The sequence below is a fragment of the Vibrio sp. 2304 genome (genome assembly GCF_033339475.1).
GTDB classification, from domain to species: domain Bacteria; phylum Pseudomonadota; class Gammaproteobacteria; order Enterobacterales; family Vibrionaceae; genus Vibrio; species Vibrio alginolyticus.
Genome location: NZ_JAWOUQ010000009.1, coordinates 139,371 through 157,575, shown reverse-complemented (window position 1 = coordinate 157,575; position 18,205 = coordinate 139,371). Strand labels below are relative to the sequence as shown.

General features: G+C 45.2%; 15 protein-coding genes. 11 read left to right on the top strand and 4 right to left on the bottom strand.

The window, feature by feature from the left end:
• Positions 1 to 38: 38 nt before the first annotated feature.
• Together R7P64_RS17585 and R7P64_RS17580 are read right to left on the bottom strand one after the other, a co-directional pair.
• Positions 39 to 3,200 carry a chitinase C-terminal domain-containing protein gene (locus tag R7P64_RS17585; protein ID WP_213972748.1) on the bottom strand — a complete coding sequence of 1,054 codons (3,162 nt, stop codon included), beginning with the start codon at positions 3,198 to 3,200 and terminating at the stop codon, positions 39 to 41.
• 277 nt (positions 3,201 to 3,477) lie between these two features.
• A complete protein-coding gene (locus R7P64_RS17580; protein WP_017634187.1) occupies positions 3,478 to 4,359 on the bottom strand; it encodes an AraC family transcriptional regulator in 882 nt (293 codons plus the stop codon).
• Between the two features lie 206 nt (positions 4,360 to 4,565).
• On the opposite strand from R7P64_RS17580, the gene R7P64_RS17575 reads away from it, so the two are divergent.
• The 7 genes from R7P64_RS17575 to R7P64_RS17545 all read left to right on the top strand — a co-directional run bounded on the left by R7P64_RS17575 (position 4,566) and on the right by R7P64_RS17545 (position 11,100).
• Positions 4,566 to 5,714, top strand: a complete 1,149-nt coding sequence (locus R7P64_RS17575; protein WP_005386076.1) for an iron-containing alcohol dehydrogenase — start codon at positions 4,566 to 4,568, stop codon at positions 5,712 to 5,714.
• Between the two features lie 294 nt (positions 5,715 to 6,008).
• A complete protein-coding gene (locus tag R7P64_RS17570) occupies positions 6,009 to 6,665 on the top strand; it encodes a lysoplasmalogenase (RefSeq protein WP_005386074.1) in 657 nt (218 codons plus the stop codon).
• A gap of 162 nt (positions 6,666 to 6,827) precedes the next feature.
• Complete coding sequence (locus tag R7P64_RS17565; protein WP_005386072.1) at positions 6,828 to 7,562, top strand: amino acid ABC transporter ATP-binding protein; 735 nt, start codon at positions 6,828 to 6,830, stop codon at positions 7,560 to 7,562.
• Entirely contained in the window at positions 7,562 to 8,359 is a 798-nt protein-coding gene (locus R7P64_RS17560; RefSeq protein WP_005376396.1) for an amino acid ABC transporter permease, read from the top strand. The genes R7P64_RS17565 and R7P64_RS17560 overlap by 1 nt, the downstream gene beginning before the upstream one ends.
• A gap of 9 nt (positions 8,360 to 8,368) precedes the next feature.
• On the top strand, positions 8,369 to 9,187 hold the full coding sequence (locus R7P64_RS17555) for a transporter substrate-binding domain-containing protein (RefSeq protein WP_005386070.1): 819 nt from the start codon (positions 8,369 to 8,371) through the stop codon (positions 9,185 to 9,187).
• Between the two features lie 81 nt (positions 9,188 to 9,268).
• Entirely contained in the window at positions 9,269 to 10,189 is a 921-nt protein-coding gene (locus R7P64_RS17550) for an amino acid ABC transporter permease (protein WP_005386069.1), read from the top strand.
• A gap of 92 nt (positions 10,190 to 10,281) precedes the next feature.
• The gene (locus tag R7P64_RS17545; protein WP_318123763.1) at positions 10,282 to 11,100 is read left to right on the top strand and encodes an EAL domain-containing protein; all 819 of its coding nucleotides are present in this window, start codon (positions 10,282 to 10,284) and stop codon (positions 11,098 to 11,100) included.
• A gap of 106 nt (positions 11,101 to 11,206) precedes the next feature.
• Here the strand turns inward: R7P64_RS17545 and R7P64_RS17540 are convergent, their stop codons facing one another.
• Positions 11,207 to 11,740, bottom strand: coding sequence for an RNA-binding S4 domain-containing protein (locus R7P64_RS17540; protein WP_005376400.1), 534 nt, complete (start codon positions 11,738 to 11,740; stop codon positions 11,207 to 11,209).
• Positions 11,741 to 11,966: 226 nt separating this feature from the next.
• On the opposite strand from R7P64_RS17540, the gene R7P64_RS17535 reads away from it, so the two are divergent.
• Positions 11,967 to 12,920, top strand: coding sequence for an endonuclease/exonuclease/phosphatase family protein (locus R7P64_RS17535; protein WP_318119003.1), 954 nt, complete (start codon positions 11,967 to 11,969; stop codon positions 12,918 to 12,920).
• A gap of 17 nt (positions 12,921 to 12,937) precedes the next feature.
• Here the strand turns inward: R7P64_RS17535 and cra are convergent, their stop codons facing one another.
• Entirely contained in the window at positions 12,938 to 13,918 is a 981-nt protein-coding gene (cra, locus tag R7P64_RS17530) for a catabolite repressor/activator (RefSeq protein ID WP_005376402.1), read from the bottom strand.
• Positions 13,919 to 14,291: 373 nt separating this feature from the next.
• Here cra and fruB point away from each other — a divergent pair, with 373 nt between their 5' ends.
• The 3 genes from fruB to fruA are packed head-to-tail and all read left to right on the top strand — an operon-like array spanning position 14,292 to position 18,164.
• Positions 14,292 to 15,425: a fused PTS fructose transporter subunit IIA/HPr protein gene (gene fruB, locus R7P64_RS17525; RefSeq protein ID WP_213967985.1), complete on the top strand. Its 1,134-nt coding sequence runs from the start codon at positions 14,292 to 14,294 to the stop codon at positions 15,423 to 15,425.
• Between the two features lie 9 nt (positions 15,426 to 15,434).
• Positions 15,435 to 16,406 (top strand): 1-phosphofructokinase, encoded by a 972-nt coding sequence (gene pfkB, locus R7P64_RS17520; protein WP_213967984.1) that lies wholly within the window; start codon positions 15,435 to 15,437, stop codon positions 16,404 to 16,406.
• 18 nt (positions 16,407 to 16,424) lie between these two features.
• Positions 16,425 to 18,164, top strand: coding sequence for a PTS fructose transporter subunit IIBC (gene fruA, locus R7P64_RS17515; protein ID WP_213967983.1), 1,740 nt, complete (start codon positions 16,425 to 16,427; stop codon positions 18,162 to 18,164).
• Positions 18,165 to 18,205 lie beyond the last annotated feature (41 nt).

Below are 18,205 nucleotides of genomic sequence, written 5' to 3'. Positions count from 1 at the left end.
CCTGTAAACATTAGGCTATAACAAATAATCCATAATAATTAGATGTTACATACCGTTGACCAGCTACCATCTGTACCCGGTTCAGCCGCTGTCCACCAGTTCGCTTGGTAAACCACACCGTTGTGGATGATCTTATCACCTTGGTTAGCGTGGCTTGGATTACCTGCCCAATCCGTTTGTGGCAGAGCTGGGTATGTCACTAAACCTGTCGTATCACACGTACCTGGTTCAGTGGTACCACCACCCGTGCCCGCATTGAGATCACCAATTGGTAGATCTGGCTGTTCAAACTTAAACGCAAACTCTTTACCACCAGAAATCACTGAGTAGTTAGCCGGACCAGAGATTGGTAGGTAGTAAACCATATCAAGCTCGTAAGTGCCGCCCGCTGGCAAGTCTTTCCATGCTGGTAGAGAGAACGACACACGGTGCATTACGCCATCTAAGCCACCAATGTTGTTTGCTCGAGTATGTCCAGAAGCAATCACTTTCAAACCACCACCTGATTGGTCTTTCGCATTGTCCGGCGCAGATACTGGGATATCGAATTGGAATTCAGTACCGCCAGGGATCGCTTGACCAGTGTTGTTCGTAAACGTGATTTTCGGGTTAATTGGGTAGTTTTGGTCGCCAACTTTGAAGCCGCCAACACTAACAGTAATGTCTACTGCTTCAGTTGGTGTTGGACCAGTAGCTACTTTGTTACCGTAAGGCGTCGCAGACTTAAACTTGTCGTAGATAGCTTTGGTCATAGTGTTACCCATGTGGTATTCACCATTACCCGCCGCACAAGCTTGTTCAGTGGCATCTACTGCCGTACGATTACCATTTGCATCCAGTACGTAACAGTTGTAGTCACCGGCTAGTTCCCAGAACATGATACCGCCGATCTCTTTATCGATAACGTAATCGGCTTTCACCTCGATAGAAGCTTTATCTTCCGTAGATAGGAATACGCTCTTCTCTGCGTTCCACAACCAAGGTGCCACAGCAACGCTATCGTAATGACGAGTATAAGTACCAACAAACTTATCTGAAGGATCGTTGACAGGGTCAAGACCGTAAGCAGCTGCGTAAGAGCCCCAAATACCGTTTTCTAGGTTCTTAGCATGCCACATTGGGTTAGAACCAGCGCCCATTTCGTTTCCTTTAGGGTCGGTATCATGCCACATGTTGTCGATACCAATAGCGCCGTGACCACAGTTGTTCTTCTCACCTTCACCTGTGCCCGGTTGGCACTCTGCTTGGTTTGGTAGTGCCGCTCGGCCCCAAAGGCCATTTTCGCCACCAGTAACACCTTGCCAACCACGGGTGTAGTAAGGAACACCAATGTTGATACGACCTGCTGGCATAGAACCACGGAAGTAATGGTAAGCCCAGTCTGTGTTCAAGTAACCGATACCACCGTATGCAGCAGTGCCGTATACGTTCCACTGCGCTAGCTCCGAGTCTTTACCTGTATCGAATAAAGCCGCGTTGTGACCAACGTGATCATTCCAAGCCCCATGCAAGTCGTAAGACATGATGTTTACGTAGTCTAGGTACTTAGTTACATCGAAGGTTTCCATCCCACGTAGCAAGTAACCTGAAGATGGTGCTGCGATAGTCAGCATATAGTGAATGCCATCTTGCGCGGATGCCGCATCAAGTTTCTCACGCAATACTTTCATCAGCTCTTGGTAAGACGCCCATAAATACTGACGACGTGGTTCCATGAAGTCTTTGTCGTAAGGGTTACCAGCACCAGCCATTGACGTCGGGTATTCATAGTCGATATCCAGGCCATCGAACTTGTACTGACGCATCATTTCAACGGCTGAAGTTGCGAACTTCTCAATACCAGCATGATTAATAGAACCGTCCGCATTCGTCGTCATGGTGTAGAAGCCACCATCAGCTACACGATCGCCGTTCGTATCGAAGTGACCGCCCGTTTCAGCCCAACCACCAATCGAGATTAGCGTTTTAACATCATGTTTTTGCTTGTAAGTTGCTAGTGCACCAAAATGACCTTTAAAACCAAGAGCAGGATCTACCTCAACGCCTGGCCAAGTTTTACCTGTAGCAGGGTTGTTTGGATCATTAACGTCGCCAACGTTTACTTTGCCGTCAGAACCAATGCTCACAAACGCGTAGTTAATGTGAGTAAGTTGTTCCCAAGGAATGTCTTTAACAAGGTAAGTCGATTGTGGGTCGTCACCTGCTCGCCAACTGGTGAAGTAGCCGATTACACGACGTGGGTGATCAGCCCCCATTTTCTCACGGCCTTCTTCGTCATAAATAGAACAGTAAGGAACATCTACACCCGTTGTTTGATAAAGACCATCAGGACGACAATTAGATGTCACTGCGCCGCCGTTTACCGTTAACGTTGCAAGTGCAGAATCTGCTGTTGCTCCAGCATCATCGGTTGCTTTCGCATAAACACTTAATGAGCCAGCTTGTGAAGGGGTTACATCCAGCGTGTATGGCGCTGTTGTAGCAGTGCCAGCAAGCACACCTGCAACATAAAAATCAACTTTAGCAACGGTACCATCCGCATCCGTAGCATTTGCAGTCAGTGTTACGGAACCACCCAGGTCAATAGAGTTCGCAGAAAGCACGACATCCACTGTCGGCGCTTCGTTACCAGGTTGCGCTGATGCCACAGTTAACGTCACAACACTTGCCGTACTAACGGCACCTGCATCGTCATAGGCCTTGGTAGAGAACTCGTGCTGTCCTTCAGTTGCTGTCCACGATGCAGCATACGGCGCAGACGTTGCCTGACCAACTACTACACCATCAACAAAGAACTCTACTTTGCTAACAGTCCCATCAGTATCTGCCGCATCTGCAGCTAGGTTAACAACATCACCCGCAGTCACAGAAGCCGACGCAGAAGGCGATGTCAGAGTAACCGTCGGGACTTCATTCTGAGGTGGATCAACCGGTCCAGTGCCATCACAAGCGCCAAGTGTTTCCCACTCGCCCCACTCACCAGATTGCGCTGGATTGTTGTTTTGCGTCCAGTAACGCGCTTTATAAGCATTACCTTCATGCTGAACTTGGTCGCCACCGTTATAAACTTTTGATGATTGCCAAGTTTCTAGAGGGGCACAGTCAACTGCTGCGTAGCTATTGAAGGCCATAAGACAAGAAGCGGTGAGTGTGCTTAGTGTGAACACGTTTTTCACTGCGTTGCCGTTTTTAAGGTGCATAATCGCTCTTCCTTAAGTTATTGTTAAAACAATACTAAATGCGCTAAACGAAGCGCATCTATACTTTTATTTCGACGTAAAATAACTTAAGTACAAGTTGGTGATTTCACACTATCTATTTACGAGTTTTCCACACCGCCTCGCAACAATCCACTAAATGATTGCAACAACGTACCTATTATTTGGCACCAGTAACTAATTTTATAACTTAAATAAATATGTCACTCGCAAATTAATAAAAAAGGTAAAAAAAGTCGCCATTTTGAAATAAAGATCACTAAGCCTTTGTTGACCTTGGCGTTTCATTAAAATGCCGCTTGTACTCGCGACTAAACTGTGATGGGCTCGTGTACCCAACCATTCTCGCTGCATCATTAACACGTCGCCCCTCTAACTGGATCAATTCGCGCGCTTTGTTAAGTCGAACTTTCTTAATATATTGCAACGGAGATTCAAGCGTGACATTGCGAAATGCTTGATGGAAAGCAGACACACTCATGTTGGCTTCTTCAGCCAATGCTTGTACGTTCAACTGTTCGTGATACGCTTGATGTACACGATTTAGTGCTTTAGCTACCCTCGCGTAAGAACCTTCTTGATGTGCTAGGTCAAATAAAACATACCCCTCTTTGCTCACCAAAGTACGATACACAATTTCCTCAAGAAGCAGCTCGCCAAGCATGATGACATCAAGCTCGTCACACATTGCTTTCATTAACCGCTTGCACGCATCCAACATACCTTCATTCATACGTACCGACTTAAGGCCGCAACGGGTAGCATCCAGACACTTATTACTGAATTTCTCACCCTCTAATTTTTTAACGAGTTTATGAAGAAGCGTTGGCGAAATATCTATCGAAATGCCAAGTAAAGGCTCATTGTTTGTCGCAAACGCTTCGCACTCTAGTGGCATGGGAACCCCGACAACAAGGTAATCATCGGGCCCATATTGCACTGGTGTATCACCAATATGAATGTTCTTATGCCCTTGACCCAATACGATGATGCCGGACTGATAGACAAACGGCTGGCGATGATTCCCTTTGCTACTGCGATAAAACCATACGCCATCTATCGCTGTTTTCTTCATACCTTCTAGGTCATGCAGCCCCTGCTTTTCAACATATTGCTGCATGATATCTGCGAGAGTGTGCATTAGAGCGCTCCATCAATGACCAACGAGTTTGGTCTCTATTATCGTTTCGAGCACTATACTTCCTCTCGACTTTAACTTTCTAGCTCAAGAGCATTAATTTTGTAGAAATAGGCAAATTATTTGCAGAAATCGACCTGTTAACCATCGTTAATCAGGACTAATATGCATGTATTCAATCTCCTTCACTGGAAGCAAGAGGGCTAATAATGAACTTTTCTTATGTAAACCCAACCAAGATTTTCTTTGGTCAAAAACAAATCGCAGCAATCAAAGAAGCTATCCCATCCGACCAAAAAGTTTTAGTGGTATACGGTGGTGGCTCCATCAAAAAAAATGGCGTGTACGACCAAGTAGCAGAAGCTCTTGAGGGACATGAATGGCTAGAGTTTTCAGGTGTTGAACCAAACCCAACCAAAGAAACACTCGATAAAGCAGTCGCAATGGTAAAAGAGCATGGTGTTGATTTTATTCTAGCGGTAGGTGGTGGTTCAGTCATCGATGGTTCCAAATACGTAGCTGCGGCATCAAAGTATGATGGTGATGGTTGGGATATCATGATTGGTAAGCACCAAGTCACTGAAGCGACGCCTCTAGCTGCAATTTTGACATTGCCAGCAACAGGCTCAGAGTCAAACATGGGCGCAGTTATCACTAAAAAAGAAACTCAAGACAAACTTCCGTTCATGTCTCCAGCAGTGCAGCCAAAATTTGCCGTGTTAGACCCAGATGTAATGAAAACACTGCCAGAACGCCAGCTTATCAACGGCATTGTTGACGCATGGGTGCACGTATGTGAGCAATACTTGACGCTTCCTACCGGTGCAATGGTTCAAGATGGTTACGCAGAAACACTGCTGAAAACTTTAAAAACACTCGGAGAACAGTTTGCGGAACGAGACGACGATATGTGGCGCGCAAACTTAATGTGGTCTGCTAACCAAGCATTGAATGGGTTAATTGGTAGTGGCGTTCCACAAGACTGGGCGACACATATGATCGGCCATGAATTAACCGCTCTATGGGGCGTTGATCATGCGCGTTCTCTTGCAATTGTCCAACCGTCGTTACTTCGTAACCAAATGCAGTTTAAGCGCCCTAAGTTAGAACAAATGGGTCGCAACGTATTTGGTCTTGAAGCAGGTGAGGATTTAGCAGAGCGCACAATCGAATCTATCGAAGCGTTTTATCATCAACTTGATGTCGCAACTAAGCTCGAAAACTATGGTGAGAGCCGTGAACAAGCTATCGATGCCATCATTGATCAACTAAACAAACACGGCATGACTGTTTTAGGTGAAAACCAGGCGATCACACTTGAACGTAGCCGAGAAATCTTAGAGTTAGCTGTCTCATAACTGCAACAATTCTTCACTGCCCTTCCTAGGGTTTAACGGTATTGTGACTTAACAGTCACAATACCGTTTTTTTATGCTATTTTGTAAGCCACATCACGTTCAAAACGAGGAGGCTTCTAAAAACAACGATTCCCTCCAGACAAAAAATCGGCCGTGTTGGTTAGTAAAGAGACAACTGTCCAGCTTTACACAAATAAAAATAATTGAGATCAAAAAACGAGTTAACTCGTTAATTAAGTTTTGATTTGTTGTAGTGATGTACTACATAATTTTGTCTGTTCGAGAAAACACTTTATGTGGCTAGTTGTTGTCGTATTAGCATTCATACATATCATCAGTATCCGTAAAGGCTCTAAATGGCTCTTTTACGTTTCTAAACCATTACCAGTGCTCTGTATGCTTGGTATTTTAATTCAGTCCCCGGCTTACCCAATGCCATATGCGAATTGGATTTTGATTGGCTTATCGCTCTCGTTGCTTGGTGACGTGTTATTAATGCTCCCTAGAGACAAGTTCATTACAGGATTAGTGCTCTTTTGCTCTGCCCATCTCTCCTATAGTTATGGTTTTGCCATCATGTCAGCGTGGCATTTTACACCTTGGCTCCCAATTGCCTTGTTCGGACTCGGTATATGCGTCTACTGGTTGTTCCGACCGGATCTCGGTAAAGAGAAACGGCCAGTTGCCAGTTATATATTGGTACTGATGACTATGTGCTGGGCTTCGATCGAGTATTATTTGAGTGGGAAAACACAATCCTCCTCTTTTGCAGTGCTCGGAAGCTTTATCTTTATTATCTCTGGCATCGTATTGGCTTTCGAACGCTTTGGAGGACGGTCAATATTTTCACGACAAGTTGTCATGGTGACCTACTATTCTGCACAGACATTAATGGTTATGTCTGTTGTTGCGATTGTTGTTCGTTATCCGTATCTCGTTGAACTGAGTTAGTCATACTCTAGACTGCACCAACATTAAAGAAACATGGATGTATCTTGTAAGCGATCTGAATAGAGTATTAAAATCATCGCCTAAACATTAGCTTATTCTTAATGAAATTACGCGCACAACTTGCTATTGTAAAAGGATATTTTTCCGTTATAGCGTGCCCCTTTGAAAGAGAATACTCCCGTCGTTGAGTTTAGCGACGTAAATAAGTGGTATGGCGATTACCACGCTCTAAAAGACATCAACTTCTCCGTGCATTCTGGCGAGATCGTCGTGGTGTGTGGCCCTTCAGGTTCCGGAAAATCAACGCTCATTCGTTGCATCAACCATCTTGAATCGATTCAAGGAGGCCAGCTTCATGTGTTCGACCAGCCTTCTCACGCAAAATCTCTCAAGCCCGGTAAAATCGGCATGGTGTTCCAACACTTTCACCTTTTTCCTCACTTGACTGTACTGGAAAACCTCACCTTAGCGCCGATTCGCACACAAAAATTGTCAAAACAAGAAGCTGAAAAACGCGCAAAACATTACCTAAAGCGAGTCAATATTGAAGAGCAAGCGAGTAAGTATCCTATCCAGCTTTCTGGCGGTCAGCAGCAACGCGTCGCGATTGCCCGCTCCTTGTGTATGGAACCGGATTTACTCCTGTTTGACGAGCCAACTTCGGCGCTTGATCCGGAAATGATCAACGAAGTGTTGGATGTCATGGTTGAGCTGGCTCAAAGCGGAATGACGATGATTTGCGTCACGCATGAAATGGGATTTGCCAAAAAAGTAGCGAACCGCGTGGTATTTATGGATGAAGGCCAAATCGTGGAAATGAACTCTCCAGTCGCCTTATTTGAGACACCACAGCATCCACGAACCCAAGCATTTTTGAACCAAATTTTAAGTTACTGATGATAGTTCGCGTAATCAAACCAGTCCTTCAAGCTTTACTGCAAATGACGCTCCTCTTCATCGCGATTGTGTGGGTGTTGGACTCTGGTGCCGACGCTATGGGCTATCAATGGCAATGGGAGCGCGTACCTGATTACATCGCTTTTTATGAAGATGGCGAATGGTGGCCGGCAGAACTTATTGATGGGCTATTGGTCACGCTTAACATCTCGGCTATTAGTCTATTTTTTACCTTAGTATTAGGGTTGGTTACCGCGTTACTAAGGCTTAGCGATTCGAAAGTCGGCAATGTTATTGGTACCACTTATGTCGAAGTAATACGTAACACGCCGTTGTTGGTGCAAATCTATTTACTCTACTTCGTGTTTGGCCCCGTGATTGGTTTAGACCGATTCAGCACCGCCGTTTTGGCATTATCCCTTTTCCAAGGTGCCTACACCGCGGAAATATTCCGTGCAGGTTTAAACAGTATTCCTAAAGGGCAATTCGAAGCAGCACAAACTCTCGGGCTATCACCGTTTTACACCTACAAAGACGTAATTTTGCCTCAGGTTTTACAGCGCACATTACCGCCATTAACCAATGAAGTGGTTTCTTTGATCAAAAACTCTTCCATTGTAAGCGTGATGGCGATTTTTGATCTAACAACACAGGCACGCAACATCGTCTCAGAGACGGCGATGCCGTTCGAAATTTGGTTTACCGTGGCAGCAATTTATCTTGCTCTCACTCTGTCACTTTCTGGCTTGTCTGCATGGCTAGAACACAAACTCGGAGCCAGTTGGCGCAAATTATAAGGAGATAACATGAAGTTATTCAAAGCGACCATTACTGCATTATTAGGGCTAGCCATCGCTATGCCTACAATCGCGAAAGAAGATGTCGCCACAACCAATGTAGATCAAATCAAAGAACGAGGCACTTTGCGCGTTGGTATGTCAACATTTGTACCTTGGGCAATGCGTAACAAGCAAGGTGAGTTAATCGGTTTTGAAATCGATGTTGCCAAACGCTTAGCACAAGATTCAGGTTTGAAAGTGGAATTCGTACCGACTGCGTGGGATGGCATTATTCCCGCACTACTGGCGAAAAAGTTCGACGTGATCATCGGTGGCATGTCGGTTACGCCTGAACGTTCCAAAAGCGTGTTGTTTACTGAGGCCTACTCGCACTCAGGCGTTCAAGTAGCAGCAAACAAAGAACTCGCCTCTGGTTTTAGCGAATTTTCGGATTTTGACTCACGACGCGTAAAAATTGCGGCTCGTCGCGGCGCATTCACCGTTCAAGTAGCCAGAGAAACCTTCCCGAAAGCGAAGATCCTGCAATTTGATGACGACGTGCAAGCGTTCCAAGAGGTGCTGAATGGTAACGCCCACGCGGTCATTGCTTCTAGCCCAAAACCAGAACATGAGACAGTGAAACACAGCGACAAACTATTCCTTCCATTCTCTGAGCGACTATCACAAGGTAACGAAGCCTTTGCAGTTCGCTTGGGGGAAGAAGATAAAAAGGCCTTTTTCAATAAATGGATTGAAGCAAGAACCCAAGATGGATGGTTAAAACAACGTTATGAATACTGGTTCTCGACATTAGATTGGCAAGATCAAGTCGCGCAAGGCCAGTAATCTAAATGGCTCGTGGACGCCGCGAGCCTATACTCTCCAATCATCCATTTTACTTTTCCATAACTTATCGGAGTCAAATTTTTGGGCGAACACACTACCACTCGCACAGCACCCGCGAAATCCAGCACAGGCTACCTTTTACCGCAATTAAACACACTAGACTGGGTACTACTTGTTATGTGCGGTATCGGTGGTGTTTGGCTGTACCATCGGTCCGCTGTTGGTGTGCATTATTTGTGGCAGTGGAAAGAGGCGCTTGAATTACTTTTCACGCCTAGAGCAGATGGTGGTTTGCCCTACTTCTTCCAAGGTTTGATTTCGACGTTAAGGCTCAGTATTTGGGGCATCAGCTTCGCATTAGCGTTTGGCACTTTGTTAGGCTTAGCACGCTTCTCTCGTTCCGTTTGGTTGCGCACACCTGCCAATGCATTTATCCAGTTAGTGAGAAACATCCCTCCGTTGGTGTTTGTTTTTATTTTCTACTTTTTCATATCTAACCAATTGATCCCGTTACTCGGTTTGGAAGATCTTCTACGAAACTACAACGGCGAACCAAATACGCTACAGCACTTTCTGTTTGGGCCTTCTAACCTTTGGGAAAACCTTGCCTCTGGCGTGTTATGCGTCGGCTTACTCTCTTCTGCCTACATTGCAGAAGTTGTGCGCGGTGGTTTACAAAGTATCGACCAAGGTCAGTGGGAAGCGTCTGACTCATTGGGCTTGTCTCGATGGGTGAAATACCGATTTGTTATCGCGCCACAGGTGCTTAAATCAATAACACCTGCACTTGCCGGTCAAACCATCTCTTTGGTGAAAGACACCTCTATTGTTTCACTGATTTCGATACAAGAAATGACGTTTGTTGGGACAGAGATGGCAAATTCATCAGGGTATATATTTGAAATTTGGTTGATTGTCGGCCTCGCTTACTTCTTAATTTGTTTTGGTCTGTCACTTATTTTTCGCCATATTGAAGCAAAATCGGAAGCCATTTCAAATTAACTCAACCGCATATGTAATTAGGCACATTTGATTCTTCAAATCAGAATTGCACCCTGTTACATTGGCAAGATGCTAAATTTTCGGCGTTTTTCATGGAGTTAAAGAATCAATCCGACTACGAGCGATACATAAAACAAGATAATCTTGGTGAATATTACGTAGTTCTCAATAAATTCACTTTTCACAGTGTTTATCAGCCAATTTTTGATAGACGCCAACGTATTATTGGTATGGAAGCCTTACTGCGTATTCGTGGCATTGATGGTTCCCTAATTCGTCCTGACGTGTTTCTGGCCAATAATGGTCTTGATCCCTACTTTCGCTTATGTGTAGAGTTTTTATCCAGAGCAATGCACATTCGAAATTTTGCACGCTATTTCGCAGGGACACCGATCAAACTGTTTCTTAACGTCATGCCTCAAACGCTACTCACGCTAACCAAAGACATGGGCTTTAAAGATAACGGCCTGCTTTACAAACGCCTTTCCGAACTTGGTATGAGCCCATCAGACGTAGTTTTTGAAGTAGTCGAAGAGTCATGCGGAAATACGGATTTATTAATCAAAGCCGTACAGTTAATGAAAGCGAATGGTTTTATCTTTGCTATCGATGATTTTGGCGCCCAACATTCTGATATCGCACGTGTTCAGCAGCTCTGCCCTGACATCATCAAAATCGATCGTTCCTATTTGCTAGACTACTGCGCCGGAGAAACCTTTTCCATACATAGCGCCGTTGATCTAGCGGATCATATGGGAGCAAAAGTCATTATAGAAGGGGTTGAAGAAGACGTGCAGCTACAAGCTATGTATCAACTTAATTTGGATTATTACCAAGGCTTTTACTTAGGAAAGCCTTGCGCCATTCATCACTGGACAGATAGCCTAAACATCGAGACGACAGTGCATTAACACTGCCCACTTACAGCACAGTGAAACCAAAAAAGCGCCGATATAATATGCTCGGCGCTTTTTAGTTTTACTCAGATGTCACTTATTTAGTTAAGCGTTCATTTCCCTAGAAAAAATCAATAGAATTACGACCGCTCTTCGGATCACGAGTGGCTTGCGGTTTGTCTTCTTTTTTGCCTTTCTTAGCAGACTGAGACAACGCTTCTTTCTGCGCTTTACGCTCTTTATGTGCCGCTTTACGGCCTGTTGATTTAGGCCCAGAGGCTTTGGGTGACTTACTTTGACGAGACTTATCTTTACGAGAAGACTGTGCTTCTTTTTTCGCTTTCTTTTCTGCTTTTTGCTCTGCCGTCTCAGGTTCGGTTACTGGCGCATCGCAAACCACAACATAATATTCCTGGTTAAACTCAAAAAAGTCACCATCATACATCTTGCGGCGCTTACGTGTTTCTAGTTCACCATTCACCGCGACGTAGCCTTCCTCGATGATATGTTTTGCTTCGCCGCCACCGCTGACCAAGTTTGCGATTTTAAAAAGCTTGTACAGTTCGATTGGATGCGCATCAACATCGATGCCAATCGCTTCGATCTCAATCTCTTCGCCTTCTAAATACTCTTCGTGGTCGTAATCTTGGGTCATGTTACTTACTCTTACTATTTGATGCCCTGAAGTTTAAACGCAATGCTTAAAAATAGAAACCTCTGCCGATGTTCAATCACCGATTCGCCTTGGCATTTGAGCACCTCTTAACCCATTTAACTTGTCGCTCGTTAGCTTGTATACCGATGCGTAGCTCAAACGAAGCTGCAATTACGCAACCTGAAGGTATATACTCTCTAAGTTATTGTTGAAAAGAGCGAATACTTTGTCTCAACCAAGTAGAATTACCTTTGTCACTGCGAACTTGTTTAATTTTGTCGCACCGCCTAACGCCTACTATGATTTCGAGAACATATACTCGTTAGAGCAATGGCGAGACAAACTTTCGTGGACGCAACGTCAAGTTGAAAAACTGGAAGGCGACGTGATTGGCTTACAAGAAGTGTTCAGTATCGAGAAGACCCAGGAATTTTTTTCAACCATCGGCTACCCCTACTTTGCGACCGTTGACACCCCACATGTTGAGGATGAGTACATTTACTCAAGCCCTGTTGTGGCAATCGCCTCTCGGTTTCCAATAGAAAAAGTACAAGCGGTAGAGTTTGACTTAGCAACGCTTGAGCCTTTTGGAGTAAGTGTTGCTCCAGAGTTCAGTCGCAAACCTATCTATGCCCAAGTAATACATCCTGTACTTGGTCATATCGCCGTTTACGTAACGCACCTGAAATCTCAACGCCCGGCCGACTCAGAACAACCAGAAACGTCTAGCACGATTATTGGGCGCTGGTTATCCACCCAGCAAAGAGGCTGGGAAGCAGCGATGTTAAGAGACGCGATGCAAAAGAGGTATCGAAAAGAACCAATGCCGACAGTGTTAATGGGCGATATGAATCAACCTATCACTCCTATCAGCGTTAACAGCTCATTGGTATCCAATACTGGTGACTGCGTCACTGAATTACAACTCAAAGATGGTTGGTTATTGCAAAGTGACACCCTGAAGGATGAACGCCCAGCCACGCACTATCATTTTTCCACTGGGAATGTACTCGACTATATCTTGCTCTCACAAGAGTTTGACACCTTATCAGATATATCGGTTGCCGAGGTTGTTGACTATCAGGTGTCTAACCAACATCTGATCAACCCGATTTATGACAGAGATAAAAACGCCAGCGACCACGCATTTGTGGCGCTGACGGCTGAAGTAAAGCTTTGAGCAACCTATTTAGTTACTTAGTGACGTTTCACAATTTTACGCGGGATAAGTTCTACGCCAGGCTTGTAACGCTTGGCGGAAGCGTTGAGTGCTAACTCCATTGCGCTGTCCGCGATCAACTCAAACTGTTGAGGCAAAGAGTTGATTTTCACAGGCAAGAAGTCCAGCAGTCGATTATCACCAAATGTCGCTAAACGCACCTTTCCCATCAGTTCTGGTTTTTCTAGCATTACATCCAACACACCTTCTAACAGTGTGTATGACGTTGTAACAATGGCATCTGGCAATGCGTTCTCTATTAACCATCTCTCTAAGACTTTCTTGCCTTCTTCCCGGGAGAAGTGTTGTCCATAACCCACTGTTGCCGTTTTGCCACCTTGTTGAGAAGCAGATAGAAAACCGAGCTCACGCTCTTTTGAGACTTGAAGATCTTGCAATGCACCGATTAAGCCAATGGACTTAATATCCTCTGACAGTACTGACTGAGTGAGTTCAAGTGCGGCATCAAAATCTTCGCTGATGACACAACAAAAGTGCTCATCATCCATTGGACGGTCTAGCGCGATAACTGGCGTACCAGAATTTTGCAACTTAAGGTAATACTCGTTTGCAGTGGGCATACCACTTGCCACAAACAACGCATCAATGCGACGACTGACTAATGCTTCCGCCACCTTTTGCTCTGTATCAGGATCATCATCAGAGCAGCCAATCAAAATTTGGTACCCCGCTTTCCGAGAGTTCTGCTCTATCAGCTTTGCAAGACGCGCATAACTGGTGTTCTCTAAGTCTGGGATGATAAGCCCAAATGAGCGTGAATTACCTGCCCGCAAGGAAGACGCCGCATGATCTGGCTTATAATTGTACTCATCTACAACGGCCATCACCTTTTTCTGAGTCTTCTCGCTGATGCGGTATTTCTGCGCTTTTCCGTTAATCACATAGCTTGCAGTTGTCTTAGAAACACCCGCTAATTTGGCTATTTCATCCAGTGTCATATTCTAAACCTTATTCTGTGCGCGCGATCATATTAATACATCAACGATCTTTCGATAAGTTGAATTATAAGCTGAACCGATTCAGTATAAAAGCTGAAAGGATTCAGCAAAACTTAAAAATTGACGTAAATCACCCGAACACGCAACAAACCAATTTGTGAGCTAGGCTATAGGACAGCGGCAAAGGCTCGTTTGTTAACGTCAGTTTTTAAAAAAGTTTTTCTGAGTCTTTTAAAAAATTTACCAACAAGCTGAATCGATTTAGCTTGAAAGATAAAAGGTTTGAGGAGTGATAAGCGCTCAGAAGAAGCGGCGTTCAACTTCTCACACAGAATACATTTTTAAATTGATACCTTAAGGCTGGAGAAGCACCATGCTTAAGCTAAATAAGAACGACATTACCCTCTCGCAATCAGCGACAGATAAGTTTGAAGCAATAAAGAGTATTGCTCATAGCCTTACTGATAAAGGCCTAGTTGAACGCGGTTACGTTGAAGGCATGCTAAACCGTGAAAACCAAAACTCTACGTTTTTGGGGAACGGTATCGCCATCCCGCACGGTACAACCGACACTCGTGCAATGGTGAAAACAACGGGTGTTGCTGTGCATCACTTCCCACAAGGTGTCGACTGGGGTGATGGCAATACTGTGTTCGTCGCTATCGGTATCGCAGCTAAATCTGATGAACACCTTGGCATTCTTAAACAGCTCACCAAAGTGCTAGGCGCAGATGGCGTAGAAGAGCGTCTGCGTAATGCAAAAAATGAAGACGAAATCATCGCCCTACTGCACGGTGATGTTCAGCTTGAAGCAGACTTTGACGCTTCTTTAATTCAACTGATGTTCCCTGCGAGTGACATGCTACAGATTAGTGCTGTTGCAGGTGGTCTGTTGAAAAATACGGGATGTGCTGATAACGAATTCGTTGCCGATCTCGTTACCAAACAACCAACTCACTTAGGTAATGGCCTGTGGTTAATTGGCAGTGACAAACATGTCACTCGCACAGGTGTGTCATTTGTCTCGACGGCAAACGACTGCGAATATGAAGGTCAAAAAGTGCGTGCACTTTTCGCGTTCGCAGCATGTAACAATGCTCACCAACCTATCCTAAAAACGCTTTCTAATATTGTGTTTAACAATGAACACGGCAAGCTTTTAGATGCATCAGTAGAACAGATTCTTGCTTTGTTCAAAGGTGAAGAAGTCACAGCTGCATCTTCAGAAGAAGGCAATACCGCTGTATTTAAAATCAAAAACTCTCACGGCCTACATGCTCGTCCGGGGGCAATGTTAGTCGCAGAAGCGAAAAAGTTTGAATCCACTATACGTGTTTCCAACCTAGACGGAGATGGAAAAGCAGTAAACGCGAAGAGCCTAATGAAAGTCATCGCGCTGGGCGTTAAGCACGGTCACCAACTTCAATTTACAGCAGAAGGCCCTGATGCGCCGCAAGCCTTGGAGTCTATCGGAAATGCAATCGCTTCTGGCCTTGGTGAAGGTTAAGGATCCGATATGACAAACAAAACAAATAAGGTTGTCACTATTACGCTCAACCCAGCATTGGATTTAACAGGTTCAGTAAATGAACTAAACGTTGGTTCCGTGAGCTTAGTACAGCAAAGCAATCTCCACGCTGCTGGTAAAGGTGTCAACGTAGCAAAAGTATTGAGCGATTTAGGCGCAGACGTCACGGTTACCGGCTTTCTCGGTAAAGATAACCCTGAGCTATTTCATCAGCTTTTCAATGACATCAACGTTAAGAATGAATTTGTGGAAGTAGAGGGTGCCACTCGTATCAACGTTAAGCTGGTTGAGGCCAATGGCAACGTCAGTGATATCAACTTCCCTGGCGTTCAAGTAACGACCAACGAAATTACTCGCTTTGAGGAGACACTATTTCGTCTAGCGGAGACGCATGATTACTTTGTATTGGCAGGCAGCCTACCGGTCGGTGTTACTGCAGAGCAATGCGCAGCATGGATTGAGAAGCTGCATCAGCAAGGCAAGAAAGTGTTGTTCGATAGCAGCAAAGCAGCACTACGCGCAGGCATCGACGCTCATCCTTGGTTGATCAAACCAAACGACGAAGAGCTAAGTGACTTTGTCGGCGAGCACCTTTCAACGCCAGAACAATGCCAAGCTGCTGCGCAAACACTGAGCGACAAAGGCATAGAAAACATCGTGGTTTCTATGGGACCTGACGGTGTTATGTGGCTCAACCAAGGCGAATGGCTTAGTGCAAAACCGCCTCGAATGAATGTCGTGAGCACCGTTGGCGCAGGCGATACGCTGGTCGCTGGCTTGTGTTGGGGCCACATGCAACTGATGCCTAAAAACGATTTATTGCGCTTCGCTACGGCACTTTCTGCTTTGGCAGTTAGTCAAGTTGGCGTAGGGCTAACCAGTCAGGAAGAACTGGAAAATATCAAGCGACAAACTGAAGTTAGCGCGCTTTACCCTATTACAAACTTAGAACAAAACTAAGGAACAGAAGGTTATCGTATGAATATTGCCATTATTACTGCCTGTCCGAGCGGTGTAGCAAATAGCATCCTTGCGGCAGGATTACTAGAACAAGCCGCCGCAAAATTAAACTGGAATGCCAAAATAGAATGTCAATCAAGTGTGGTTGAACCAACACTATTGACGGAAGCTGACGTTGAACAAGCCGAAGTCATTGTCATTGCGGCAAATACTAGCGTCGACACTTCTCGTTTTGTAGGAAAAAAGGTTTACCAAGCGGAAATTAGCGAAGTAGCAAAAGACGCAACTGCGTTTCTCCAGCAAGCGGTTGAAAACGCCACTTTACTTGAAAAAGCAACCACACTTGCAGCCCCTATCACTACAGATACAACATCAGCATCAAAGAAGATTATTGCAATCACGGCATGCCCTACTGGCGTTGCGCATACCTTTATGGCGGCAGAAGCTTTAGAAGAAGAAGGCAAGCGTCGTGGCCATCAAATCAAGGTGGAAACTCGTGGTTCAGTTGGCGCTAAAAACCAACTGACTGAGCAAGAAATTGCAGACGCCGATCTGGTGATCATTGCTGCGGATATTGAAGTGCCACTTGATCGCTTTAACGGCAAAAAGATGTACCGCACGAAAACAGGTCCAGCTCTGAAAAAAACAGCCGAAGAGATGGACAAAGCATTCGAGCAAGCCACTGTGTATCAGCATTCTGGTTCAGCTAGCTCTTCAGCTACCACCGAAGAGAAAAAAGGCGCTTACAAGCACCTGATGACCGGTGTTTCGCACATGCTTCCTGTCGTCGTTGCAGGTGGTTTGATCATCGCTCTATCTTTCGTGTTCGGTATTGAAGCATTTAAAGAAGAAGGCACACTAGCAGCAGCCTTGATGAACATTGGTGGTGGCTCTGCATTCGCATTGATGATTCCTGTACTTGCTGGCTATATTGCGTTTTCAATCGCAGACCGTCCTGGTCTGGCTCCTGGTCTTGTTGGTGGTATGCTAGCAAGTTCAACGGGTGCTGGTTTCCTAGGTGGTATCGCAGCTGGCTTCATTGCCGGTTACGCAGCGAAACTCCTCGCAGATAAGGTGAAACTGCCACAATCGATGGAGGCGCTTAAACCGATTCTGATCATTCCATTTGTGGCAACATTGTTCACCGGACTTGTCATGATCTACATCGTAGGCGGCCCAGTTTCAGGCATCATGAACGGCCTGACTGACTTCCTAAACAACATGGGATCTGACAGTGCAGTACTACTGGGTATTATCCTTGGCGCAATGATGTGTTTCGACCTAGGAGGCCCGGTAAACAAAGCCGCTTACGCATTTGGTGTTGGCCTTTTGGCTTCACAAACTTACGCACCAATGGCGGCAATCATGGCCGCAGGTATGGTTCCTGCGCTAGGTATGGGTTTAGCGACCTTCATTGCGAAGAACAAATTTGAACAAAATGAACGTGAGGCTGGTAAAGCATCATTTGTCTTGGGTCTGTGTTTCATCTCTGAAGGCGCAATTCCATTTGCTGCGAAAGATCCAATGCGCGTGATTCCATCTTGTATGGCAGGTGGCGCGCTTACTGGTGCCCTATCGATGCTATTCGGTGCGAAATTAATGGCACCACACGGCGGTCTATTCGTGCTGCTAATTCCTAACGCAATTTCACCAGTATTAATGTATTTAGTGGCTATTGCAGCGGGTACAGCGGTAACTGGCTTTACTTACGCATTCTTAAAAAGCAAAGCAGAAGCGAAGCAAGAAGTCGCAGCTTAATTAGAGCGACTCCGGTTAACAATGCCACCCTCGAATTTGGC